Here is a 22,341-nt window from a genome sequence, read left to right as displayed (position 1 = left end):
GCTGCGCCGAGGACATGTAATGGCTACCGAACACGAAAACACTTCCGCCGAAGACCAGGCCCTGGCTGACGAATGGGCGGCTGCCCTGGAAGAGACCGGCGATGTTGGCCAGGACGATATCGACGCGCTGCTGGCCGCCGACGCCGCCACCGCGCCGGCCGGCAACCGCCTGCCGATGGAAGAATTCGGCAGCGTGCCGAAAAACAACGAGCCGGTGACCCTCGATGGGCCGAACCTGGATGTGATCCTCGACATCCCGGTATCGATCTCCATGGAAGTGGGCAGCACCGAAATCAACATCCGCAACCTGCTGCAACTCAACCAGGGTTCGGTGATCGAGCTCGATCGCCTGGCCGGTGAGCCATTGGACGTGCTGGTCAACGGCACCCTGATTGCCCACGGCGAAGTGGTGGTGGTCAACGAAAAGTTCGGCATCCGCCTGACGGACGTGATCAGCCCGAGCGAACGCATCAAGAAGTTGCGCTGATATGAACCGCTTGATGGTGGGACTGTTACTCGCGCTGCCATTGAGCGCCATGGCCGCCGAGCCGATTGCCCAGGCCGCCACGGCGGCGCCGGTCGGCAGCGGTCTCGGCGGCCAGTTGACGCAACTGGTGCTGGGCCTGCTGCTGGTGGTGGGCTTGATTTTCGTGCTGGCCTGGCTGATGCGCCGGGTGCAGAACGTCGGCCCGGGCAATGGCCAGGTGATCGAGCTGATCGGCTCGCGCGCCCTTGGCCCGCGTGATCGGCTGGTGCTGGTGCAGGTCGGCGAGGAACAGATCCTGCTGGGCCTGACCCCCGGCCGTATCACCCCGCTGCATGTGCTCAAGACGCCCGTGAACGTGGATCAGACCGAGTCCGCCACGCCAGAATTCGCCCAGCGCCTGATGGAGTTGCTGGGCAAGGATCAGAAGGATAAGAAGTAATGCGCGTTTTATTGACGCTCATGCTGTTGCTGGCGGCGCCATTGGCGTTCGCCGCCGACCCGTTGTCGATCCCGGCGATCACCCTGGGCACCAACGCGGCGGGGGCGCAGGAGTATTCGGTCAGCCTGCAGATCCTGCTGATCATGACGGCGCTGAGTTTTATCCCGGCGTTTGTCATGCTGATGACCAGCTTTACGCGGATCATCATCGTGTTCTCGATCCTGCGCCAGGCCCTGGGCTTGCAGCAGACGCCGTCGAACCAGATCCTCACCGGCATGGCCTTGTTCCTGACGCTGTTCATCATGGCGCCGGTGTTCGACAAGGTGAACCAGCAAGCCCTGCAGCCCTACCTGGCGGAAACCATCACGGCCCAGGTCGCGATCGACAAGGCCCAAGGCCCGATCAAGGACTTCATGCTGTCGCAGACCCGCTCCAGCGACCTGGAGCTGTTCATGCGCCTGTCCAAGCGCACCGACATCGCCACCCCGGACCAGGCGCCGCTGACCATCCTCGTCCCGGCGTTTGTCACCTCGGAATTGAAGACGGCGTTCCAGATTGGCTTCATGATCTTTATCCCGTTCCTGATCATCGACCTGGTGGTGGCGAGCGTGCTGATGGCCATGGGTATGATGATGCTGTCGCCGTTGATCATCTCGTTGCCGTTCAAGATCATGCTGTTTGTGCTGGTGGACGGTTGGGCGCTGATTATCGGCACCCTGGCCGGCAGTTTCGGCGGGGTATAGCGCAATGACTCCAGAAGTAGCCGTCGACCTGTTCCGTGAAGCGCTGTGGCTGACCACCATGATGGTTGCCGTGCTAGTGGTGCCGAGCCTGTTGGTAGGCCTGCTGGTGGCGATGTTCCAGGCCGCGACGCAGATCAACGAACAGACCTTGAGCTTCCTGCCGCGCCTGTTGGTGATGCTGATCACCCTGATCGTCGCCGGCCCGTGGCTGGTGCAGACGTTCATGGAATACATCCTGCAGTTGTACGGCAGTATTCCGCAGTTGATCGGCTGACCTGATGCAGTCCGTACTGGCCTTGACCGACACCCAGATCAGCACCTGGGTAGCGTCCTTCATCCTGCCGATGTTCCGGGTCATGGCGGTGCTGATGACCATGCCGGTGTTTGGCACGACCCTGGTGCCCAAGCGTATCCGCCTGTATTTCGCGTTTGCCATCACCGTAGTGATCGTGCCCGGCCTGCCGCCGATGCCGCCGGTCAATGCCCTGGACCTCAGTGCGCTGTTGCTGATTGCCGAGCAGATCCTGATCGGCGCGATCCTGGGTTTTTCGCTGACCCTGTTCTTCCAGGCCTTTGTGATTGCCGGGCAAATCATCTCGATCCAGATGGGCATGGGCTTCGCGTCCATGGTCGACCCCACCAACGGCGTGTCGGTGGCGGTGATCGGGCAGTTCCTGACCATGCTGGTGACCTTGCTGTTCCTGGCCATGAACGGCCATCTGGTGGCGTTCGAGGTGATGACCGAGAGTTTCACCACGCTGCCCGTGGGCTCGGGCCTGGTGGTCAACCATTTCTGGGAATTGGTCGGGCGCCTCAGTTGGGTGCTGGGTGCATCGCTGTTGCTGGTGTTGCCAGCGATCACCGCGTTGCTGGTGGTCAACATCGCGTTTGGTGTGATGACCCGCGCGGCGCCGCAGTTGAACATCTTCTCCATCGGTTTCCCGTTGACCCTGGTATTGGGCATGGGGATTTTCTGGGTCGGCATGGCTGACATTCTCAATCAGTATCAACCGCTGGCGTCTGACGCCTTGCAGTTTTTACGTGATCTGGCACGGGCGCGCTGAGCCATGGCCGAGAGCGAGAGTGGTCAGGACAAGACAGAAGACCCCACGGAGAAACGCAAAAAGGACTCCAGGGAAAAGGGCGAGATCGCCCGCTCCAAAGAGCTGAATACCGTTGCCACCATGTTGGCTGGCGCCGGCGCCTTGCTGATCTACGGTGGCGGCCTGGCGTTGGACCTGATGGAGCTGATGAAACACAACTTCACCTTGCCCCGCGAGGTGTTGCTCAACCCTGGGGCCATGGGCCAATACCTGCTGCACTCCGGCAAGATTGCGATTCTGGCGGTGCAACCGGTGTTGATCACCTTGCTGCTGGCCGCGCTGATCGGCCCGGTCGCCCTCGGCGGCTGGCTGTTTGCGGCCGGTAGCATGGCGCCCAAGTTCAGCCGCATGAACCCCGGCGCCGGGCTCAAGCGCATGTTCTCCGCCAAGGCCCTGGTGGAACTGCTCAAGGCCTTGGCCAAGTTCATCGTGATTCTGTTTGTGGCGCTGATGGTGTTGTCGTCCGACATTGACGACTTGCTACGCATCGCCCATGAACCGCTGGAGTCGGCGATCATCCACAGCGTGCAGGTGGTGGGCTGGAGCGCGCTATGGATGGCCGCCGGGCTGATCATCATCGCCGCCGTGGATGCGCCGATCCAGCTGTGGGAAAGCCATAAGAAACTGCTGATGACCAAGCAGGAAGTGCGTGACGAACACAAAGACCAAGAGGGCCGCCCCGAGGTCAAGCAGCGCATTCGCCAGCTGCAACGGGAAATGTCCCAGCGCAAGATGATGGCCTCGGTGCCCGACGCCGACGTGATCATCACCAACCCGACCCACTACGCCGTCGCCCTCAAGTACGACCCGGAGAAGGGCGGCGCGCCGATGTTGCTGGCCAAGGGCAGCGACTTTACCGCGCTGAAGATCCGCGAAATCGCAGTGGCCAATGACATCCTGCTGCTGGAATCGCCGGCGTTGGCGCGGTCGATCTTCTACTCCACCGACCTCGACCAGGAAATCCCCGCCGGGCTGTACCTGGCCGTGGCCCAGGTGCTCGCGTATGTCTACCAGATCCGCCAGTACCGCGCGGGCAAGGGCAAGCGGCCGGACCCGTTGAAGGATCTGCCGATTCCGCCGGAATTGCGTCGCGATTCCTGAGATTTTCAGTGCTTGTAAGGGCCTCATCGCAGGCAAGCCAGCTCCCACATTGATCTCTGTTCTACCTGACGACGCGCTTACCTGTGGGAGCGGGCTTGCCCGCGATGAGGCCCTCAAGCCATCCTCATGCCGTTCGTCGAAAACCCCTCCCGACCTGTCAACTTTGACAGTAGCCAGTCTGCCCTTCTCGCGGTTCCATGGCGCTAGACACGCCACGCAGGAACCAGAGAGATAACAATGAAGTGGGTCTCAGGAACGGTCATATCTTACAACCGCGAGACGGGGGAGGGCGTGATAGCAATGGATGGCGGGGGCGAGCAGGTGCGCGTGGACCTCGTCAGCTCTGCCGGGGTTCGGCTTAACGAAGGACTGCGGGTGAGCTTTGCGAGGATCCACCGGCCTCAGGGCATATTTGCAGCCAGCATCACACTTATCTCGGGTTGTTAAATGAGAAGTCGGGAGAACGGCAATGGCAACAGGCACTGTGAAGTGGTTTAACGCGGAGAAGGGGTTTGGGTTTATCACGCCGGACGACGGGTCGGCGGATGTGTTTGTCCACTATTCGGCGATAGATGATAAGGGTTTCAAAACCCTCGCAGAAGGTCAGAAAGTCGAGTACGGCGTCACTCAGGGTCAAAAAGGCCCGCAGGCTGAAAACGTCCGCGCCCTTGGAGCTTTGTGATCATTCCCGCAGGGTGGCGCAGGAACGATCAGTCATTAGGCCGTTAGTGCTCGCTTTCCTCTAGCCCTCTGTCATCCAGAGCGTCAAAACCGTGTCGGAAATATCTATTTCTACGCATACCTAGCCGAACGGTCAGTTGTCTGGCTTTGCGCGATTCGACAGCATTCCCAGCCATCCGTAGGAGAGCTGGGGATGTGTCATGTGGGAGCGACTTATTCGTCGGCAAGATCGTGAGCGGTTAGGGATTGGTTTCGAAAAAATTGAATCTCCATTTTTTGCGGAGTTTCATGTCCGACGATCTCTGGCTGGATATGGGGGTATGTTCGGGTTGAACGAACTTAAGGCGGAGTTTGGTTGCTACGGTCGCGATGCCCACAACATACCCGAGTCTCACATACGTAAGATGCTGGAAGCGGTTGAGCGCGGTGATTGGTTGTTGGTGTTGGATAGACCCATCAGCCCGCTAAGTCGCGACACTGCCAACCGATGGTGGGCAATCACTGGCAAGCGCGTGCTGGAGAGTGTCTCCCACCCTCCTCGGGTTCAAGAGAGCGCATCGCTACGACGTGCTGAGGTGCTAGAGGTATCGCGCCAGCCCGCTCCCGAAAAGCACTACCACTGTACGTTTACCAAACCTCGCACATTGCCTGACGGCGCCATTGATTACACCGAGTTTGGCGGGCCAGTTCCCACTTGTGGGGTCGCTGAGTACGGCACTTTTGCCTTGCTGGGTGGCGATGAAACCAATCCCGCTGGAAATATCGTTCTCAAACAAATCAGGGGCAACCCCTTGCCTGCGGCGCTTGGCACGTTGGCCTTGGGCGGAACAGCGGCCGCTACAGCGGGAGTCGCCTGTGGTGGTCTTTGCGGTGCCGGGGCAGTTGCGTCGACTGTTGGGGCCAGTGCGCTGGCGGGCCTGGTTGGACTGCTTTGGCCGTCCAGCCTGGGTGACAGCAGCTTGTACACCGATGAGCAGCTCGATTCGTTGAAGCAAGGCCGCACGCGAATTCGGTTGCATATAGAGCAACAAGCCGACGGCACTTTGAAAGGGTATGGGTACAACACCCAGCAACGCCCCGACTGGGAAATGATTCCGGTCGTGCAATTCAAGGCGCGTGGCGCTGAGCAAGTGGCCGATTTCGGCGACGGGGTGACCCTGATCTGGACGCCAGCGGTCGATCCGTCCGCCACTTCGGGCATTCCACCCCTGGAGGGCAGGCCGCAAGCCCCGAAAATCTGGATTTACCCGCCGACCGAACAGGCGGATAACCTCATCGTCAACCCGATACATCCGCCTGAGTACAAGGATTTCATTCTTGTGTTCCCGGCGGGGTCGGGGGTGAGGCCGTTGTATGTTGTGATGAGTGTGCGTCTTGATCCGGGGACGGTGACAGGGCTGGGAGAAGATATTTCAGGAATCTGGTTATCCGGTGCTGGGGTCGGGTTGGGTGTACCGGTTCCAGCCCGTGTTGCTGATCGGCTTCGAGGTAAAAGTTTCACCAGCTTTGATAAGTTCAGGAAGGCATTTTGGATGGCGGTAGTTAATGATCCGGAACTCAGTAGTCAGTTCTCTCTGAAAAACATCGATCGTATGCGAGATGGGTTTGCTCCGACGGCTCGTTATGCAGATGCCGTAGGGAGGAGGAAAGTATTTGAATTGCATCACGTTGAATGGATTTCTGAGGGGGGTAAGGTATACGACGTGGATAATATGCGCGTTAATACTCCAAAGAATCATATCGCTATTCATAGGTAGATACATGAATGAAAAAGAACATTTCTGACTATACCCATGCTCAATTCATCAGCTTCCTACAGGCGCTATTTTTAGCTAACAGTAGCGGCGCTTCGGAGGAGGTGATGGCGGATCTCCTCGACCAGTTTTGCGAGATTACAGGTCACCCCGCTGGGACGGATCTCATTTATTACCCGGAGGACGGTGCCGATAACTCTGCCGAAGGCATAGTCCAAACGGTTGTGATATGGCGCGTCGCTCAGGGATTGCCGGGATTTAAAGACGCTTGAGCCGAGTTGGCACTATGTGTAGGTGTTTGAAATGGAACCATCTAAGAGTAGCCTGTCCGAATACACAGAAAGCGAATTTCTTGAATTCATTAAAGAAATATGGACTGCGGCAGGAGCAGAGGAATATCAGGATGAACTATTGGAGCACTTCATCGAAGTAACGGGGTGTGCTGTCGCTTCTGACTGGATTTATTACCCTGAGAGCGCAGATGAAGATTCTCCCGAAGGAATTATTAAAAAAGTCCAAAGTTGGCGTAGTGCCAATGGTTTTTCGGGTTTCAAGAGAGAGTGATGCCATGCCTCTCCCTGCCCGTTTCTCTGAGTACACCGAGGTCGAGTTCGTCCAGTTATTGGAAGCGCTTGCCAAGGAGGACTGTGAGGCGGAAAACGATAAGCGTGCTGACTTGCTATTGCTGCACTTTGAGACAGTCAGTGAGCACCCTTCGGGATCGGATTTGATCTATTACCCAGAGCCTGGAGCTGATAATTCACCTGAAGGAGTTACGCAAAATGTAAAGGAGTGGCGTGCCGCTCAGGGATTGCCAGGCTTCAAGCGAGGCTGAGCTCCGGTCGTCCCGTGGGCCGATGTACACAGGGGGAGTGAATGATGAAACCCAAAACTGCGCTTATCGACTGCACCGAGCAGGAGTTCATAGCCCTGATTCACTCCATCGAGAATGCTGAAGGTGATGAGGAGGTAGGCGAGTTGTTAGAGCACTTCAATAATCTAGTGCCACATCCAGCAGGTAGCGACTTGCTCTTTTATCCTGAGACGGGTGCTGATGACTCTCCGGGTGGGGTGATTCGGACGATCAAGGACTACTGCTCATCCAAAGGGTTGGCGAGTTTTAACGATGCCTAACCCGAATTGATGCTGTGCGCATCCGTAGGTGTTTGAAGTGGAGCTATCCAAACGTCATTTGTGCGAGTACACAGAAAGCGAATTTGTTGAATTCATAAATCAAATACTGCTGGTCAACAAGGGCGGAACTGATGCGGCTCTGGGAGAGCTACTCGAAAGGTTCAGGCAACTCGCTGGTCATCCTGACGGCACCGACCTGATTTTTTACCCTGAGCCTGGGGCGGACAGCTTGCCAGAGGGCGTCGCACAAGCTGTGAAGGCATGGCGCGCCGCTCAGGGTTTGCCAGGATTTAAAGAAGACTGACCCAGAATCGACTCGGTTAATTGTGGGAGCGGGCTTGCCCGCGAAAGCGCAGTGTCAGGCAATGCATGTGCAGGCTGATCCACCGCCTTCGCGGGCAAGCCCGCTCCCACCTGTGTATGGGGTTTCACAGCGATCTGCTCTTTGAAGCAAAAGTTGGAAGGCTTCTTGCAATACCGCCTCCAGGACGCCTTCTGGCGTCAAAACTTTGCTTCAAGGGACACGAGGAATACCGGTGGTAGATCGCTCTCAAATGTTCAGCACGGCCCGTGGCACCCTGACTGACCTGTCGCGGGGCAATCTGGGTGTGCCGTTGTTGTTGCTGGTGATGCTGGCAATGATGATGTTGCCGATGCCGCCATTCCTTTTGGACGTGTTCTTCACTTTCAACATTGCCCTGTCCGTCGTGGTGCTGCTGGTCTGCGTGTACGCCCTGCGGCCGTTGGACTTTGCGGTGTTCCCGACCATCCTGCTGGTGGCGACCCTGTTGCGGCTGGCGCTGAACGTGGCCTCTACACGTGTGGTGATGCTGCACGGCCAGGACGGCCACGCCGCCGCCGGTAAGGTGATCCAGGCCTTCGGTGAGGTGGTGATCGGCGGTAACTACGTGGTCGGTATCGTGGTGTTCGCGATCCTGATGATCATCAACTTCGTCGTGGTGACCAAGGGCGCCGGGCGGATTTCCGAGGTGAGCGCACGGTTTACCCTCGACGCCATGCCCGGCAAGCAGATGGCCATCGACGCCGACCTCAACGCCGGCCTGATCGACCAGAACCAAGCCAAGTCCCGCCGCGCCGAAGTGGCCCAGGAAGCCGAGTTCTACGGTTCCATGGACGGTGCCAGCAAGTTCGTGCGCGGCGACGCCATCGCCGGCCTGCTGATCCTGTTCATCAACCTGATCGGCGGCATGGCGGTCGGTATCTTCCAGCACGGCATGACCTTCGGCGATGCCGGTCGCGTGTATGCCTTGCTGACCATCGGTGACGGTTTAGTGGCGCAATTGCCATCACTGTTGTTATCTACAGCAGCGGCGATCATGGTGACCCGTGCTTCGGGCTCCGAAGACATGGGCAAGCAGATCAGCCGGCAGATGTTTGCCTCGCCCAAGGCCCTGGCCGTGGCGGCGGGGATCATGGCGATCATGGGCATCGTGCCGGGCATGCCGCACGTGTCGTTCTTGAGCATGGCGGCCTTGGCGGGCGGCGCGGCGTACCTGTTCTGGAAGAAGCAAAACGCGGTCAAGGTCCAGGCCCTGCAAGAAATCGCCCGTCAGCAGGAACTGCTGCCATCCCCGGCCCGCGCCACGGAAACCAAGGAGCTTGGCTGGGACGATGTGACCCCGATCGACATGATCGGCCTGGAAGTCGGCTACCGCCTGATTCCGCTGGTGGACCGCAACCAGGGCGGCCAGTTGCTCGCGCGGATCAAGGGTGTGCGCAAGAAGCTGTCCCAGGACCTGGGCTTCCTGATGCCCACCGTACATATCCGCGACAACCTCGACCTGGCCCCGAGCGCCTACCGCCTGACCCTGATGGGGGTGATCCTCGCCGAAGCCGAGATCTACCCGGACCGCGAACTGGCGATCAACCCCGGCCAGGTCTTCGGCACGCTCAACGGCATAACCGCCAAAGATCCGGCTTTTGGCCTGGAAGCGGTGTGGATCGAAATCAGCCAGCGCAGCCAGGCCCAGTCCCTCGGTTACACCGTGGTAGACGCCAGTACTGTGGTCGCCACGCACCTTAACCAGATCCTCTACAAGCACTCCCACGAGCTGATCGGCCACGAGGAAGTCCAGCAATTGATGGGCCTGCTGGCCAAAGCCTCGCCAAAACTCGCCGAAGAGCTGGTGCCGGGCGTGCTTTCGCTGTCGCAATTGCTCAAGGTGTTGCAGGCGCTGTTGTCCGAGCAAGTGCCGGTGCGCGACATCCGCAGCATTGCCGAGGCCATCGCCAACAATGCCGCCAAGAGTCAAGATACTGCCGCATTGGTGGCGGCGGTGCGGGTCGGATTGTCCCGCGCCATCGTGCAAAGCATTGTAGGCACTGAGTCTGAGCTGCCTGTGATCACCTTGGAACCAAGGTTGGAACAAATATTGCTCAATAGTATCCAGAAGGCAGGACAAGGCCAGGAAGAGGGCGTTCTGCTGGAGCCAAGCATGGCTGAAAAACTGCAGCGTTCGTTGATCGACGCCGCACAGCGCCAGGAAATGCAGGGCCATCCAGTGATCCTGCTGGTGGCAGGCCCCGTCCGGGCGATGCTGTCGCGGTTTGGACGCCTGGCAGTTCCGAATTTGCACGTTTTGGCTTATCAGGAAATTCCTGACAACAAGCAAGTGACTATCGTCGCGACAGTAGGGCCCAACGGCTGAGGTAGTGGGTTATGCAAGTGAAGCGTTTTTTCGCCGCCGATATGCGTCAGGCCATGAAACTGGTGCGTGATGAGTTGGGCGCCGACGCCGCGATTATCGGTAACCGTCGTATTGCCGGCGGTGTCGAGCTGACGGCTGCCCTGGATTACACCCCCCAGGCCTTGGCCCCGCGCGTGCCAAACATGGAACTCGAAGACGAGCTGCGCAAGACCGCCTCGCGCATCGTCTCGGCCCAGGCTGAGCTGAGCATGCGTGGCGACAGCGATGCCACCACCAATCGCCAGTTGTTCGCCGGCCTGCCGCTGACCGCTGCCGAACCGTTGGTCGAGCCAACGTTGACCGAACCGCCACGTCCCGCAGCGCCAGCCCCGGCCGCCGCGGTCGACCAGCGTGTGTTCGACTCGATGCGCTTTGAGCTAAACGGCCTGCGTGAGCTGCTGGAAGTGCAGCTGGGCTCCCTGGCGTGGACGCAACTGCAAGGCAGCAAGCCGGCCCAGGCCAACCTCTGGCGCCGCCTGCAACGCATCGGCCTGTCCGGCCCGTTGTCCCGAGACTTGCTGGCGCTGACCACCGAAATCGAAGAGCCGCGCCAGGCCTGGCGCATGCTGCTGGCGCACCTGGCGCGGATGATCGTCACCCCGGAAATCGAACCCCTGGAAGAGGGCGGTGTGATCGCCATGGTCGGCCCTGCCGGCATGGGCAAGACCACCACCCTGGCCAAGCTGGCGGCGCGTTATGTGCTCAAGTACGGCGCGCAGAATATCGCGCTGGTGAGCATGGACAGCTACCGCATCGGTGCCCAGGAGCAGCTCAAGACCCTGGGGCGCATCCTCAATGTCTCGGTGACCCACGTCGACCCGGGCCAGTCCCTGGCCAACGCCCTCGATCCGCTGCTGCGCAAGCGCGTGGTGCTGATCGACACCGCCGGCCTGCAAGCCAGCGACCCGGCATTGCGCATGCAACTGGAAAGCCTGGCCGGGCGTGGCATCAAATCGAAAAATTACCTGGTGCTTGCAACCACCAGCCAGAAACAGGTTCTTACCGCTGCGTATCACAGCTACAAGCGTTGCGGGCTGGCCGGTTGCATCCTGACTAAACTGGATGAGACGGCGAGCCTGGGCGAAGTGTTGAGCCTGGCTATCAGCCATGAACTGCCGGTCGCCTACCTGACCGACGGGCCGCGGATTCCAGATGATTTGCATCTGCCGCGCCGTCATCAGTTGGTCAGCCGGGCAGTCAGCGTACAAATGCAAGAAGAGCCTAGCGAGGAAGCGATGGCCGATATGTTCGCTGATCTCTATCACAACCCGGCAAAGCGGGTGGGTTGAGGCAGTACGAACACCGTGAAATGTACCTACATCGATGGTCTGCAAGCGATTCACGCGGCCAAGCCATGTAGCCTGCGTCTAAGCAAGACAAGGTAAAGAAATAAAATGGGCAGCATGCATCCCGTACAGGTGATCGCGGTGACCGGCGGCAAAGGTGGCGTCGGGAAAACTAACGTGTCAGTGAATTTGTCCCTGGCCCTGGCAGAGCTTGGCCGTCGCGTCATGCTGCTGGATGCTGACCTGGGGCTGGCGAACGTCGACGTTCTGCTGGGGCTGACGCCCAAACATACCCTTGCCGATGTGATCGAGGGCCGCTGTGAGCTGCGCGACGTGCTGCTCCAGGGGCCTGGCGGGATCCGCATCGTGCCGGCCGCCTCGGGCACCCAGAGCATGGTGCACCTGAGCCCGGCGCAACATGCCGGCCTGATCCAGGCGTTCAGCGATATCGGCGACAACCTCGACGTGCTGGTGATCGACACCGCCGCCGGGATCGGCGAGTCCGTGGTCAGCTTTGTGCGCGCCGCGCAGGAAGTCTTGCTGGTGGTCTGCGATGAACCCACCTCGATCACCGACGCCTACGCCCTGATCAAACTGCTCAACCGTGACTACGGCATGAACCGCTTCCGTGTCCTGGCCAACATGGCCCAGAGCCCGCAAGAAGGTCGCAACCTGTTCGCCAAGTTGACCAAGGTCACGGATCGCTTCCTCGATGTCGCCTTACAATACGTCGGCGCAGTTCCCTATGACGAGTGTGTGCGCAAGGCCGTGCAAAAGCAGCGTGCGGTCTATGAAGCGTTCCCTCGTTCGAAGTGCGCACTGGCGTTCAAGGCTATTGCCCAGAAGGTCGATACCTGGCCGTTGCCCGCCAACCCGCGGGGGCATCTGGAGTTTTTCGTCGAGCGATTGGTGCATCAGACGAGCGCAGGACCGGTGCTATGACAGCCAGCGGCTACAACCTTTACAAGAAGTCGGCACGTGACAGCCAAGGCGAATTGATCGAGCGCTATGCGCCCCTGGTCAAGCGCATCGCTTATCACCTGTTGGCGCGTTTGCCCGCGAGTGTGCAGGTTGAAGACTTGATCCAGGCCGGCATGATCGGCCTGCTCGAAGTCTCGACCAAATACGATGCGAGCAAGGGTGCGAGTTTCGAGACGTATGCGGGTATCCGCATCCGGGGTGCGATGCTCGATGAAGTGCGTAAAGGGGATTGGGCGCCGCGTTCGGTACACCGCAATACACGCATGGTCAGTGACGCAATTCGCGCAATTGAAGCAAAAACCGGTCGCGACGCTAAAGATCACGAAGTTGCGGCCGAACTCCAATTGAGTCTCGACGATTACTACGGGATTTTGAACGATACCTTGGGCAGCCGCCTGTTCAGTTTCGACGACCTGCTACAGGACGGCGAACACGAGGGGCTGCATGAGGACGGCGCAAGTGCACATCTTGAGCCGTCGCGTGACCTGGAAGACGAACGTTTCCAGGGCGCGTTGGCGGACGCGATTGCCAATTTGCCGGAGCGTGAGCGACTGGTGTTGGCGCTGTACTACGACGAAGAGCTGAACCTCAAGGAAATCGGTGAGGTCCTGGGGGTCAGCGAGTCGCGTGTCAGCCAGCTGCATAGCCAGTGCGCTGCCCGCTTGCGGGGGCGATTGGGAGAGTGGCGCGCGCGCTGACAGGCGGTGTGGGGACACTGCAGACGAACCCGTGAAGGCCTCAGGCTTTTGCGGGTTTGCCCCGTGGTGCCCTGGGCAGTCCTTTTTGTGTAACGCCTGTTGATTGAAATGGCGCGTCCAGGTGCTGGGCGCGTTTAAGACTGCTTGGAGGTCGAATTGGACAAGAACATGAAAATCCTCATCGTTGATGACTTCTCAACGATGCGGCGGATCATTAAAAACCTGTTGCGTGACCTTGGGTTCACAAACACGGTCGAGGCGGATGACGGCATTACGGCGATTCCGATCCTCAACAGCGGGAGCATCGACTTTCTGGTAACTGACTGGAACATGCCGGGCATGACCGGTATCGACCTGCTGCGCCACGTGCGTGCGGACGAAAAATTGCGCAGCCTGCCGGTGTTGATGGTCACCGCCGAAGCCAAGCGTGAGCAGATCATCGAAGCCGCCCAGGCCGGGGTCAACGGTTACGTGGTCAAGCCTTTCACGGCATTGGCGCTGAAAGAGAAGATCGAGAAAATCTTCGAACGCATCCACGGCTAATGCCATCGCGGGGGAGCTATGGAGCATAAAGAAACATCACAGGGAGACTTCGAGTCGACCCTGAAGAAGCATGCTCACCAGTTGGTCGACAGCCTTGAAAAAGGCCAGTTCGGCGACGCGGTGCAGTTGATCCATGAGCTCAACCAGACCCGTGACCGCGGCCTGTACCAGGAAGTGGGCAAGCTCACACGCGAGCTGCACAGTGCGATCGTCAATTTCCAGATTGACCCGCACATGCCCCAGGCCGAAGAAATCTCGCAGATCACCGATGCCACCGAACGCCTGTCCTATGTGGTCAGGCTGACTGAGGCGGCGGCCAACCGGACCATGGACCTGGTGGAAAACGCCACGCCCCTGGTCAATGGCATGGCCAACGAAGCCCAAGCCTTGAGCCACGACTGGGGGCGCTTCATGCGTCGCGAAGTCGGGGCGGAGGAGTTTCGTGAATTGGCGCGTCGGGTCGAAGGTTTCCTGTCACGCAGCGAGCAGGAAAACCGCACGGTTTCCAGCAACCTCAATGACATTCTGCTGGCCCAGGATTACCAGGACCTCACCGGTCAGGTGATCAAGCGCGTGACCCAACTGGTCACCGAAGTGGAAAGCAATTTGCTCAAATTGGTGCTCATGGCAGGCCAGGTTGACCGTTTTGCCGGCATCGAACATGACCGCGAAGCGATCCTCTCGGAAAAAGATCCACAAAAACATCTCGCCAAGGGTGAAGGTCCGCAGATTCATGCCGATAAACGTGAAGACGTTGTATCGGGTCAAGATGATGTTGATGACCTGTTATCCAGTTTAGGCTTCTAAGGAGCACCCACATGAGCTTCGGCGCCGATGAAGAAATCCTTCAGGATTTCCTTGTAGAGGCCGGCGAAATTTTAGAGCAGTTGTCCGAGCAACTGGTCGAGCTGGAAAGCCGACCGGATGATGCGAACCTGCTCAATGCAATTTTTCGCGGTTTTCACACTGTAAAAGGGGGCGCCGGCTTCCTCCAGCTCCATGAGCTGGTGGAGTGCTGCCACATCGCCGAGAACGTGTTCGACATCCTGCGCAAGGGTGAGCGTCACGTTGATTCGGAATTGATGGACGTGATTCTCGAAGCACTGGATGCGGTCAACGGCATGTTCAGCGAGGTGCGCGAACGTGCACCGATCACTGCGGCCACCCCGGAACTGCTGGCCGCCCTGGCGCGCCTGGCCGAACCGGCTGACACTTCGGCTGCGCCTGTCGCAGAAGCGGCGCCCGAGCCTGTGGTCGAGGCCGAGGCGGATGTCACGGACAGCGAGTTCGAACAACTGCTCAACTCCCTCAACGCGGTCAAGGCTGAAGCCGAAGCGCCGGTGGCAGCCGTTGCTGCGCCGACGGGCGAAGACATCACCGACGCCGAATTCGAATCGTTGCTCGATCAGTTGCACGGCAAAGGCCAGTTCGCTGCCGACGCCGTTGCGCCTGCCGCTGCTGCCGAGGCGCCTGCCGCTGCGGCCAGCACCGACATCACCGACGATGAATTCGAAGCGTTGCTCGATCAACTGCACGGCAAGGGCACGTTTGTGGCCGACGCCTTGCCGGCAGTCGCCGCAGCGGCGCCAACGGCAGCGGCTGCCGCAACACCGGCCGCTGACGGGCTGATTTCCGATCACGAATTCGAGTCCCTGCTGGACGAGTTGCACGGCAAGGGCAAGTTCACCGAAGTGGGGGCCTCGGCCTCGGCTACGGTCGCCACCCCAGCGCCGGTAGCCGCCAAGGCACCGGCACCGGTGGCGGCCAAACCTGCTCCGGCGCCCGCCGCAGCAGCGCCTGCACGAGCTGCGGCACCGGCACCGGCCGCTGCTGAAAAGCCTGCCAGTGAAGCCGAAACCACCGTACGGGTTGATACCGCACGCCTGGACGACATCATGAACATGGTCGGCGAACTGGTCCTGGTGCGTAACCGCCTGGTGCGCCTGGGCCTGAGCAGCGGCGATGAAGCCATGCAAAAGGCCGTGTCGAACCTCGACGTGGTCACCGCCGACTTGCAAACCGCGGTGATGAAAACGCGGATGCAACCGATCAAGAAAGTCTTCGGCCGCTTCCCGCGCCTGGTTCGCGACCTTGCGCGCCAGCTGAAGAAAGAGATCAACCTGGAACTGGTGGGTGAAGAAACCGACCTCGACAAAAACCTTGTCGAGGCCCTGGCCGACCCGCTGGTCCACTTGGTGCGCAACGCCGTCGACCATGGCGTCGAAACCCCGGAAGAGCGCGAAGCCTCGGGCAAGTCCCGCAACGGCAAGGTGATTCTGGCGGCCGAGCAAGAGGGCGACCATATCCTGCTGTCGATCACCGATGACGGCAAAGGCATGGACCCGGCGATCCTGCGCAATATCGCGGTCAAGCGTGGCGTGATGGACAAGGACGCCGCCGACCGCCTGACCGACACCGAGTGCTACAACCTGATCTTCGCCCCGGGCTTCTCGACCAAGACCGAGATCTCCGACGTATCCGGCCGTGGCGTGGGCATGGACGTGGTGAAGACCAAGATCAGCCAGCTCAACGGCTCGATCAATATCTACTCGACCAAGGGCCAGGGCTCGAAGATCGTGATCAAGGTGCCGTTGACCTTGGCGATCATGCCGACCCTGATGGTGATGCTGGGCAACCAGGCGTTCGCCTTCCCGCTGGTCAACGTCAACGAGATCTTCCACCTCGACCTGTCGCGCACCAACGTGGTGGACGGCCAGGAAGTGGTGATCGTGCGCGACAAGGCGTTGCCACTGTTCTACCTCAAGCGCTGGCTGGTGGCATCGGCCAAGCATGAAGAGCAGCGCGAAGGCCATGTGGTGATCCTCTCCGTGGGCACCCAGCGGATCGGCTTTGTCGTCGATCAACTGGTTGGCCAGGAAGAAGTGGTGATCAAGCCTTTGGGCAAAATGCTGCAGGGAACCCCGGGCATGTCGGGCGCGACCATTACCGGTGACGGTCGGATCGCGCTGATTCTCGATGTTCCGAGCATGCTCAAGCGTTACGCCGCTCGGCGTATTTGATTCTGGTGGGGCAGGGCGGTATTGCCCGCCCCGCCTAACGGAGTGTTTATGGCAGTCAAGGTCCTGGTGGTGGACGATTCGGGTTTCTTCCGCCGCCGCGTCTCGGAAATTCTTTCCGCCGATCCAAGCATCCAGGTGGTCGGCACGGCCACCAACGGCAAAGAGGCGATCGATCAAGCCATTGCGTTGAAGCCTGACGTCATCACCATGGACTACGAGATGCCGATGATGGATGGCATCACCGCAGTCCGCCACATCATGCAACGCTGCCCCACCCCGGTGTTGATGTTCTCCTCGCTGACCCACGAAGGCGCCCGGGTAACCCTGGATGCTCTGGACGCCGGTGCGGTGGACTTCCTGCCGAAAAATTTCGAAGACATCTCGCGCAACCCCGAGAAGGTCAAGCAACTGCTGTGCGAGAAAGTCCACAGCATTTCCCGCAGTAACCGTCGCAGCCTGTTCAGCGCCCCCGCGCCGGCACCGGTTGCAGCGGCGCCTGCACCGACCACGTCGTTCGGTCGCCCGGCGCCTGCGCCGGTGGCCCGGCCTGCGCCAGCACCCGCGCCGGTTCGCACAGCGGCGCCAAGCGCGCATTCGCCGGCGCCCAAGCGCAAAGCCTACAAGCTGGTCGCCATTGGTACGTCCACCGGCGGCCCGGTGGCCCTGCAACGGGTGTTGACGCAATTGCCGGCGAACTTCCCGGCGCCGATCGTGCTGATCCAACACATGCCCGCCGCGTTCACCAAGGCTTTCGCCGAACGCCTGGACAAGCTGTGCCGCATCAGCGTCAAGGAAGCCGAGGATGGCGACATCCTGCGCCCTGGCCTGGCGCTGCTGGCCCCGGGTGGCAAGCAGATGATGGTGGATGGCCGTGGCGCGATCAAAATCCTGCCGGGCGATGAACGCCTGAACTACAAGCCGTGCGTGGACATCACCTTCGGTTCGGCAGCCAAGTCCTACGGCGACAAAGTTCTGGCGGTGGTCCTCACCGGCATGGGCGCCGACGGCCGTGAAGGCGCGCGCCTGCTCAAGCAGGGCGGCAGTGCAATCTGGGCCCAGGACGAAGCCAGTTGCGTGATCTATGGCATGCCCATGGCCATCGTCAAGGCTGACCTGGCCGACGCCATCTACAGCCTGGACGACATCGGCAAGCATCTGGTGGAGGCCTGCCTCTAATGGATGTGTTGAGCCTGATCGGCATCATCATGGCGTTTGTCGCCATCATCGGCGGCAACTACCTCGAAGGCGGCCACCTCGGTGCGCTGGCCAACGGCCCGGCCGCGTTGATCGTGATCGGCGGCACCGTCGGCGCCGCGTTGTTGCAGTCGCCGTTGAGCTCGTTCAAGCGCGCCATGCAGATCGTGGTGTGGATCATTTTCCCGCCGCGCGTCGACCTGGCCGGTGGCATTGATCGCGTGGTCAACTGGAGCCTCACCGCTCGCAAGGAAGGCCTGCTGGGCCTGGAAGGCGTGGCCGATGCCGAGCCCGACAGCTACGCGCGCAAAGGCCTGCAATTGCTGGTGGACGGCGCCGAACCGGAAGCGATCCGCAGCATCCTGGAGGTGGATTTCTACACCCAGGAAAGCCGCGACATCAACGCCGCCAAAGTCTTTGAAAGCATGGGCGGCTACGCGCCGACCATCGGCATCATCGGTGCGGTGATGGGCCTGATCCACGTGATGGGCAACCTCGCCGACCCTTCGCAACTGGGCAGCGGTATTGCCGTGGCGTTCGTCGCCACCATCTACGGCGTGGCCAGTGCCAACCTGGTGTTGTTGCCGGTGGCCAGCAAGCTCAAATCGATTGCCCAGCGCCAGTCGCGTTACCGCGAAATGTTGCTGGAAGGCATCCTGTCGATTGCCGAGGGCGAGAACCCGCGCTCCATCGAATTGAAGCTCCAGGGCTTCATGGACTGATGGGAGGTCATGATTGTGAGCCGTCGCCGTCGCGAGCCTGAAGAACACGTCAACCATGAACGCTGGCTGGTGTCCTACGCAGACTTCATCACCTTGCTGTTCGCGTTTTTCGTGGTGATGTACTCCATCTCGTCGATCAACGAAGGCAAGTACAAAGTCATTTCCCAAGCGCTGATCGGCGTGTTCAACGACGCCGATCGTTCGCTCAAGCCGATCCCCATTGGTGAAGAGCGGCCCAAGACCGTGACCCCGGCCAAGCCGCTGGTCAACGACAGCGACGAAACCGCCGCTGGCGTCGGTGGCACCAGCGACCCGCTGAAAAGCATCGCCGACGACATCAGCGCGGCCTTTGGCGACTTGATCAGCTCCAACCAGATGACCGTGCGCGGCAATGAGTTGTGGGTCGAGATCGAACTCAATTCCAGCCTGCTGTTTGCCAGTGCCGATGCGCTGCCCAGTGATCAGGCATTCACCATCATCGACAAGGTGGCGGGCATCCTCAAGCCGTTCGAGAACCCGATCCACGTCGAAGGCTTTACCGACAATTTCCCCATCAGCACCGCGCAGTACCCGACCAACTGGGAGCTGTCTTCAGCGCGCGCATCGAGCATCGTGCGCATGCTCGCGATGCAGGGCGTGAACCCCGGGCGTCTGGCGTCGGTGGGTTATGGCGAATTCCAGCCGGTGGCGAACAACGCCACGGTAGAAGGGCGCGCGAAGAACCGCAGGGTGGTCCTGGTGGTGTCGCGCAACCTTGATGTGCGCCGCAGCCTGACCGGCACCGGCACGGCCAATGCAACACCGGACGCGGCCTTGAAGCGCGCTGGCACACAAACTGCACCGGCAGTGATAACGCCGCCGGTTCGGCAGAGCTCCGTCAATTCTCCGTCACCGGCTCAATAACCTATGCAATGTCTCGGTCGCGCCTGTGCCCACCGGGAGGAACCAACCGAATGAGAGTCTGGGCAGTTGCCAATCAAAAAGGTGGGGTCGGCAAGACCACCACCTCCATCGCCCTCGCTGGCTTGCTGGCCGAGGCGGGCAAGCGTGTGGTCGTGGTCGACCTCGACCCCCACGGCTCGATGACCAGCTATTTCGGCTACGACCCGGATGCGCTGGAACACAGCTGCTACGACCTGTTCCTGCACAAGGGCAGCGTGCCGGCCGACCTGCCCGGGCAACTGTTGTTGCCCACCAGCAACGAGAGCATTTCCCTGCTGCCGTCCAGCACCGCGCTGGCTACCCTTGAGCGCCAGTCGCCGGGGCAAAGCGGCCTGGGCCTGGTGATCGCCAAGACCCTGGCGCAACTGTGGCAAGACTTCGACTACGCCATCATCGACAGCCCGCCGTTGCTCGGCGTGCTGATGGTCAACGCCTTGGCGGCCAGCCAGCAATTGGTGATCCCGGTGCAGACCGAGCACCTGGCGGTCAAAGGCCTGGAGCGCATGGTCAGTACCCTGGCGATGATCAACCGCTCGCGCAAACAGGCGCTGCCGTTCAGCATCGTGCCGACCCTGTTCGACCGCCGCACCCAAGCGTCCCTTGGCACCTTGCGCGTATTGCGCGATGCCTACCCGGAGACCATCTGGAACGGCTACATCCCGGTGGACACGCGCCTGCGTGACGCCAGCCGCGCCGGCCTCACGCCGTCGCAGTTCGACGGCAAGAGCCGTGGCGTCATGGCCTACCGCGCGCTGCTCAAGCACCTGCTGTCCCAGCAGCTTGTGGCGCAGGTGGCTTGATGAACCGTCCCGTCGAATTCAAGACCCGGCCGCAACTGGCATTGGAATCCTACCTGGATGCCTTGCTCCAGGACGCGACCGCCGAAGAGCTGCCTGAACCGCTGCTGGTGCTGGAACCGGCCGTTGAGCCGCCAGCCACACTGGATGAGTTCCAGTTGGCGGTGCTCGAAGAACAAGCCCGCGATGCCCAGGTGGTGGTGCCGATCACGCCCGTCGTGGTGGCCCCCGTTGCCCCCGTGGTGGTCGCGCCGGTGGTGGAAGTCCATCTGCCGCCGAGCATCACACCGCCGCCGGTCACCACCGATGGTCGCCCGAGCTGGGCCGCCGAGCCGTTCGAATGCCTGCTGTTCGACGTCGCCGGCTTGACCCTGGCGGTGCCGCTGGTGTGCCTGGGCTCGATCTATTCCCTGGAAGGCCAGGAGCTGACGCCGCTGTTCGGGCAACCGGAGTGGTTCCTCGGCATCCTGCCCAGCCAGGCCGGCAACCTCAAAGTCCTCGACACCGCGCGCTGGGTGATGCCCGACCGCTACCGCGACGACTTCCGCCAAGGCTTGCAATACGTGATCTCGGTGCAGGGCTACGAGTGGGGGCTGGCGGTGCATCAAGTCAGCCGCTCGTTGCGCCTGGACCCGAACGAAATCAAATGGCGCAGCCACCGGGGCCAGCGGCCTTGGCTGGCGGGCACCGTGATCGAACACATGTGCGCATTGCTCGACGTTTCCGAACTGGCCGAGTTGATCGCCAGCGGTGCCGTCAAGTCGATGCCGGTGACTACACGCAGTTGATTGAACAATAACGGCCGCGCAATGGCGTGGTCGATGAAGCACACACGCCGTTTCAACGGCATTTGAAGGGGTCAGGGGTATGAACAACAAGTCAGCGTCCGCACAAGGTTTGGATGATCCGATCCTGCAATGGGTAACCTTCAAGCTGGACAACGAGTCCTACGGCATCAACGTGATGCGCGTGCAGGAAGTGCTGCGCTACACCGAGATCGCGCCCGTGCCAGGTGCGCCGAGCTACGTGCTGGGCATCATCAACCTGCGCGGCAACGTGGTGACCGTGATCGACACCCGCCAGCGCTTTGGCCTGGTGCCGACCGAAGTCAACGACAACACCCGTATCGTCATCATCGAAGCCGACAAGCAAGTGGTCGGGATCATGGTCGATAGCGTGGCCGAAGTGGTCTACCTGCGCCAATCGGAAGTGGAAACCGCGCCGAACGTGGGCAACGAAGAATCCGCCAAGTTTATCCAGGGCGTGTGCAACAAGAACGGCGAATTGCTGATTCTGGTTGAGCTGGACAAGATGATGAGCGAAGAAGAATGGTCGGATCTGGAGAACATCTGATTGTTTCTTGAAGCGGCGGTGATCGTCCTGGCCCTGTTGTGGGCCGGGACGTTGGCCTTCCTGCTGCGCTATCTGCGCCAGCAACGGGAAGTGGCCTTGCAACAGGCCGAGCGCGACGCCGTGCGTGATCGGCGTGTGCTGGAGTTGGTCAAGCGGGTTGATCATTACCAGCAGACGGCGGTGCGGGTTGGCGACGAGGTGCATGAACTGCGCGCGATCCTCGCGCCGTTGCCGGACAAGTTGGCGCAGATTGAGCAGCGTGATCCGTCGAGCCTGTCGTTTGCCCAGGCGGCGAAGTTGGTGGGGATGGGGGCTACGGTGGATGAGTTGACCCAGTCCTGCGGGCTGACCCAGGCTGAGGCGCAACTGATGAGCAAGCTGCACAAAAGCTGACCCCTGAATGTAGGAGCTGGCTTGCCTGAGATAGCTATGTGTCAGGCGACTGTAGTTTGTCGGATGTACCCCGATCCAAAGTGTGGGAGCTGGCTTGCCTGCGATAGCGGCGTGACAGGCGACTGTAGTTTGTCGGATGTACCCCGATCCAAATGTGGGAGCGGGCTTGCTCGCGAAGGCTATGTGTCAGGCGCTGGAGCCTTTGGGTCAGAGTACATATCCATTGCTTCGGTAACGGCTGCCTATGGTTCCGCTCTTACAG

27 protein-coding genes are annotated in these 22,341 nt (G+C 60.5%); all 27 read left to right on the top strand.

What is annotated here, in order from left to right; translation table 11 throughout:
• The first annotated feature begins 19 nt into the window (after window positions 1-19).
• The 27 genes from fliN (at window position 20) to DBR46_RS12810 (ending at window position 22,079) form a co-directional block, all read left to right on the top strand.
• Window positions 20-487: a flagellar motor switch protein FliN gene (fliN, locus tag DBR46_RS12950; RefSeq protein ID WP_010208756.1), complete on the top strand. Its 468-nt coding sequence runs from the start codon at window positions 20-22 to the stop codon at window positions 485-487.
• A gap of 1 nt (window position 488) precedes the next feature.
• Window positions 489-926, top strand: coding sequence for a flagellar biosynthetic protein FliO (fliO, locus tag DBR46_RS12945; RefSeq protein ID WP_124526511.1), 438 nt, complete (start codon window positions 489-491; stop codon window positions 924-926).
• On the top strand, window positions 926-1,669 hold the full coding sequence (fliP, locus tag DBR46_RS12940; protein ID WP_017735219.1) for a flagellar type III secretion system pore protein FliP: 744 nt from the start codon (window positions 926-928) through the stop codon (window positions 1,667-1,669). The genes fliO and fliP overlap by 1 nt, the downstream gene beginning before the upstream one ends.
• A gap of 4 nt (window positions 1,670-1,673) precedes the next feature.
• On the top strand, window positions 1,674-1,943 hold the full coding sequence (fliQ, locus tag DBR46_RS12935) for a flagellar biosynthesis protein FliQ (RefSeq protein ID WP_003214552.1): 270 nt from the start codon (window positions 1,674-1,676) through the stop codon (window positions 1,941-1,943).
• 4 nt (window positions 1,944-1,947) lie between these two features.
• Window positions 1,948-2,733, top strand: a complete 786-nt coding sequence (gene fliR, locus DBR46_RS12930) for a flagellar biosynthetic protein FliR (RefSeq protein WP_017735220.1) — start codon at window positions 1,948-1,950, stop codon at window positions 2,731-2,733.
• Between the two features lie 3 nt (window positions 2,734-2,736).
• Window positions 2,737-3,873 carry a flagellar biosynthesis protein FlhB gene (gene flhB / locus DBR46_RS12925; protein ID WP_124526510.1) on the top strand — a complete coding sequence of 379 codons (1,137 nt, stop codon included), beginning with the start codon at window positions 2,737-2,739 and terminating at the stop codon, window positions 3,871-3,873.
• Between the two features lie 469 nt (window positions 3,874-4,342).
• The gene (locus tag DBR46_RS12915) at window positions 4,343-4,555 is read left to right on the top strand and encodes a cold-shock protein (RefSeq protein ID WP_124526508.1); all 213 of its coding nucleotides are present in this window, start codon (window positions 4,343-4,345) and stop codon (window positions 4,553-4,555) included.
• A 319-nt stretch (window positions 4,556-4,874) separates the two neighbouring features.
• Window positions 4,875-6,311 (top strand): S-type pyocin domain-containing protein, encoded by a 1,437-nt coding sequence (locus DBR46_RS12910; protein WP_256659288.1) that lies wholly within the window; start codon window positions 4,875-4,877, stop codon window positions 6,309-6,311.
• An 8-nt stretch (window positions 6,312-6,319) separates the two neighbouring features.
• On the top strand, window positions 6,320-6,580 hold the full coding sequence (locus DBR46_RS12905) for a bacteriocin immunity protein (RefSeq protein ID WP_124526506.1): 261 nt from the start codon (window positions 6,320-6,322) through the stop codon (window positions 6,578-6,580).
• A 31-nt stretch (window positions 6,581-6,611) separates the two neighbouring features.
• Window positions 6,612-6,872 carry a bacteriocin immunity protein gene (locus DBR46_RS12900; RefSeq protein ID WP_124526505.1) on the top strand — a complete coding sequence of 87 codons (261 nt, stop codon included), beginning with the start codon at window positions 6,612-6,614 and terminating at the stop codon, window positions 6,870-6,872.
• A 4-nt stretch (window positions 6,873-6,876) separates the two neighbouring features.
• Window positions 6,877-7,143: a bacteriocin immunity protein gene (locus tag DBR46_RS12895; RefSeq protein WP_124526504.1), complete on the top strand. Its 267-nt coding sequence runs from the start codon at window positions 6,877-6,879 to the stop codon at window positions 7,141-7,143.
• Window positions 7,144-7,187: 44 nt separating this feature from the next.
• A complete protein-coding gene (locus DBR46_RS12890) occupies window positions 7,188-7,442 on the top strand; it encodes a bacteriocin immunity protein (protein ID WP_124526503.1) in 255 nt (84 codons plus the stop codon).
• A gap of 37 nt (window positions 7,443-7,479) precedes the next feature.
• On the top strand, window positions 7,480-7,746 hold the full coding sequence (locus DBR46_RS12885) for a bacteriocin immunity protein (RefSeq protein ID WP_124526502.1): 267 nt from the start codon (window positions 7,480-7,482) through the stop codon (window positions 7,744-7,746).
• Window positions 7,747-7,996: 250 nt separating this feature from the next.
• A complete protein-coding gene (gene flhA / locus DBR46_RS12875) occupies window positions 7,997-10,111 on the top strand; it encodes a flagellar biosynthesis protein FlhA (RefSeq protein WP_124526500.1) in 2,115 nt (704 codons plus the stop codon).
• A gap of 11 nt (window positions 10,112-10,122) precedes the next feature.
• Window positions 10,123-11,439: a flagellar biosynthesis protein FlhF gene (gene flhF / locus DBR46_RS12870; protein WP_017735225.1), complete on the top strand. Its 1,317-nt coding sequence runs from the start codon at window positions 10,123-10,125 to the stop codon at window positions 11,437-11,439.
• Between the two features lie 105 nt (window positions 11,440-11,544).
• A complete protein-coding gene (gene fleN, locus DBR46_RS12865; protein ID WP_003192912.1) occupies window positions 11,545-12,378 on the top strand; it encodes a flagellar synthesis regulator FleN in 834 nt (277 codons plus the stop codon).
• Window positions 12,375-13,115 (top strand): RNA polymerase sigma factor FliA, encoded by a 741-nt coding sequence (gene fliA / locus DBR46_RS12860; protein WP_017735226.1) that lies wholly within the window; start codon window positions 12,375-12,377, stop codon window positions 13,113-13,115. Before fleN ends, fliA begins: the two co-directional genes overlap by 4 nt.
• 168 nt (window positions 13,116-13,283) lie before the next feature.
• Entirely contained in the window at window positions 13,284-13,658 is a 375-nt protein-coding gene (locus DBR46_RS12855) for a chemotaxis response regulator CheY (RefSeq protein WP_015885173.1), read from the top strand.
• 18 nt (window positions 13,659-13,676) lie between these two features.
• A complete protein-coding gene (locus DBR46_RS12850; RefSeq protein WP_124526499.1) occupies window positions 13,677-14,465 on the top strand; it encodes a protein phosphatase CheZ in 789 nt (262 codons plus the stop codon).
• 11 nt (window positions 14,466-14,476) lie between these two features.
• Window positions 14,477-16,678 (top strand): chemotaxis protein CheA, encoded by a 2,202-nt coding sequence (locus tag DBR46_RS12845; RefSeq protein WP_124526498.1) that lies wholly within the window; start codon window positions 14,477-14,479, stop codon window positions 16,676-16,678.
• 48 nt (window positions 16,679-16,726) lie between these two features.
• A complete protein-coding gene (locus DBR46_RS12840) occupies window positions 16,727-17,854 on the top strand; it encodes a chemotaxis response regulator protein-glutamate methylesterase (protein ID WP_124526497.1) in 1,128 nt (375 codons plus the stop codon).
• Window positions 17,854-18,594, top strand: coding sequence for a flagellar motor protein (locus DBR46_RS12835; RefSeq protein WP_124526496.1), 741 nt, complete (start codon window positions 17,854-17,856; stop codon window positions 18,592-18,594). Before DBR46_RS12840 ends, DBR46_RS12835 begins: the two co-directional genes overlap by 1 nt.
• A gap of 9 nt (window positions 18,595-18,603) precedes the next feature.
• Complete coding sequence (gene motD, locus DBR46_RS12830) at window positions 18,604-19,497, top strand: flagellar motor protein MotD (protein ID WP_124526495.1); 894 nt, start codon at window positions 18,604-18,606, stop codon at window positions 19,495-19,497.
• Between the two features lie 50 nt (window positions 19,498-19,547).
• Window positions 19,548-20,336: a ParA family protein gene (locus tag DBR46_RS12825; protein ID WP_124526494.1), complete on the top strand. Its 789-nt coding sequence runs from the start codon at window positions 19,548-19,550 to the stop codon at window positions 20,334-20,336.
• Entirely contained in the window at window positions 20,336-21,121 is a 786-nt protein-coding gene (locus DBR46_RS12820) for a CheW domain-containing protein (protein ID WP_124526493.1), read from the top strand. The genes DBR46_RS12825 and DBR46_RS12820 overlap by 1 nt, the downstream gene beginning before the upstream one ends.
• A gap of 79 nt (window positions 21,122-21,200) precedes the next feature.
• Complete coding sequence (locus DBR46_RS12815; RefSeq protein WP_017735234.1) at window positions 21,201-21,686, top strand: chemotaxis protein CheW; 486 nt, start codon at window positions 21,201-21,203, stop codon at window positions 21,684-21,686.
• Window positions 21,687-22,079: a DUF2802 domain-containing protein gene (locus DBR46_RS12810; RefSeq protein WP_017735235.1), complete on the top strand. Its 393-nt coding sequence runs from the start codon at window positions 21,687-21,689 to the stop codon at window positions 22,077-22,079.
• Window positions 22,080-22,341 lie beyond the last annotated feature (262 nt).

This window comes from Pseudomonas sp. KBW05 (genome assembly GCF_003852405.1).
GTDB lineage: Bacteria > Pseudomonadota > Gammaproteobacteria > Pseudomonadales > Pseudomonadaceae > Aquipseudomonas.
This window is presented reverse-complemented; position numbering and strand designations above follow the sequence as displayed.

Bases quoted from the DNA above. Each gene is read 5' to 3' on its own strand.
- fliN (WP_010208756.1), top strand. From the start codon at position 20: ATGGCTACCGAACACGAAAACACTTCCGCCGAAGACCAGGCCCTGGCT.
- fliO (WP_124526511.1), top strand. From the start codon at position 489: ATGAACCGCTTGATGGTGGGACTGTTACTCGCGCTGCCATTGAGCGCC.
- fliP (WP_017735219.1), top strand. From the start codon at position 926: ATGCGCGTTTTATTGACGCTCATGCTGTTGCTGGCGGCGCCATTGGCG.
- fliQ (WP_003214552.1), top strand. From the start codon at position 1,674: ATGACTCCAGAAGTAGCCGTCGACCTGTTCCGTGAAGCGCTGTGGCTG.
- fliR (WP_017735220.1), top strand. From the start codon at position 1,948: ATGCAGTCCGTACTGGCCTTGACCGACACCCAGATCAGCACCTGGGTA.
- flhB (WP_124526510.1), top strand. From the start codon at position 2,737: ATGGCCGAGAGCGAGAGTGGTCAGGACAAGACAGAAGACCCCACGGAG.
- DBR46_RS12915 (WP_124526508.1), top strand. From the start codon at position 4,343: ATGGCAACAGGCACTGTGAAGTGGTTTAACGCGGAGAAGGGGTTTGGG.
- DBR46_RS12910 (WP_256659288.1), top strand. From the start codon at position 4,875: ATGTTCGGGTTGAACGAACTTAAGGCGGAGTTTGGTTGCTACGGTCGC.
- DBR46_RS12905 (WP_124526506.1), top strand. From the start codon at position 6,320: ATGAAAAAGAACATTTCTGACTATACCCATGCTCAATTCATCAGCTTC.
- DBR46_RS12900 (WP_124526505.1), top strand. From the start codon at position 6,612: ATGGAACCATCTAAGAGTAGCCTGTCCGAATACACAGAAAGCGAATTT.
- DBR46_RS12895 (WP_124526504.1), top strand. From the start codon at position 6,877: ATGCCTCTCCCTGCCCGTTTCTCTGAGTACACCGAGGTCGAGTTCGTC.
- DBR46_RS12890 (WP_124526503.1), top strand. From the start codon at position 7,188: ATGAAACCCAAAACTGCGCTTATCGACTGCACCGAGCAGGAGTTCATA.
- flhA (WP_124526500.1), top strand. From the start codon at position 7,997: ATGTTCAGCACGGCCCGTGGCACCCTGACTGACCTGTCGCGGGGCAAT.
- flhF (WP_017735225.1), top strand. From the start codon at position 10,123: ATGCAAGTGAAGCGTTTTTTCGCCGCCGATATGCGTCAGGCCATGAAA.
- fleN (WP_003192912.1), top strand. From the start codon at position 11,545: ATGGGCAGCATGCATCCCGTACAGGTGATCGCGGTGACCGGCGGCAAA.
- fliA (WP_017735226.1), top strand. From the start codon at position 12,375: ATGACAGCCAGCGGCTACAACCTTTACAAGAAGTCGGCACGTGACAGC.
- DBR46_RS12855 (WP_015885173.1), top strand. From the start codon at position 13,284: ATGAAAATCCTCATCGTTGATGACTTCTCAACGATGCGGCGGATCATT.
- DBR46_RS12850 (WP_124526499.1), top strand. From the start codon at position 13,677: ATGGAGCATAAAGAAACATCACAGGGAGACTTCGAGTCGACCCTGAAG.
- DBR46_RS12845 (WP_124526498.1), top strand. From the start codon at position 14,477: ATGAGCTTCGGCGCCGATGAAGAAATCCTTCAGGATTTCCTTGTAGAG.
- DBR46_RS12840 (WP_124526497.1), top strand. From the start codon at position 16,727: ATGGCAGTCAAGGTCCTGGTGGTGGACGATTCGGGTTTCTTCCGCCGC.
- DBR46_RS12835 (WP_124526496.1), top strand. From the start codon at position 17,854: ATGGATGTGTTGAGCCTGATCGGCATCATCATGGCGTTTGTCGCCATC.
- motD (WP_124526495.1), top strand. From the start codon at position 18,604: ATGATTGTGAGCCGTCGCCGTCGCGAGCCTGAAGAACACGTCAACCAT.
- DBR46_RS12825 (WP_124526494.1), top strand. From the start codon at position 19,548: ATGAGAGTCTGGGCAGTTGCCAATCAAAAAGGTGGGGTCGGCAAGACC.
- DBR46_RS12820 (WP_124526493.1), top strand. From the start codon at position 20,336: ATGAACCGTCCCGTCGAATTCAAGACCCGGCCGCAACTGGCATTGGAA.
- DBR46_RS12815 (WP_017735234.1), top strand. From the start codon at position 21,201: ATGAACAACAAGTCAGCGTCCGCACAAGGTTTGGATGATCCGATCCTG.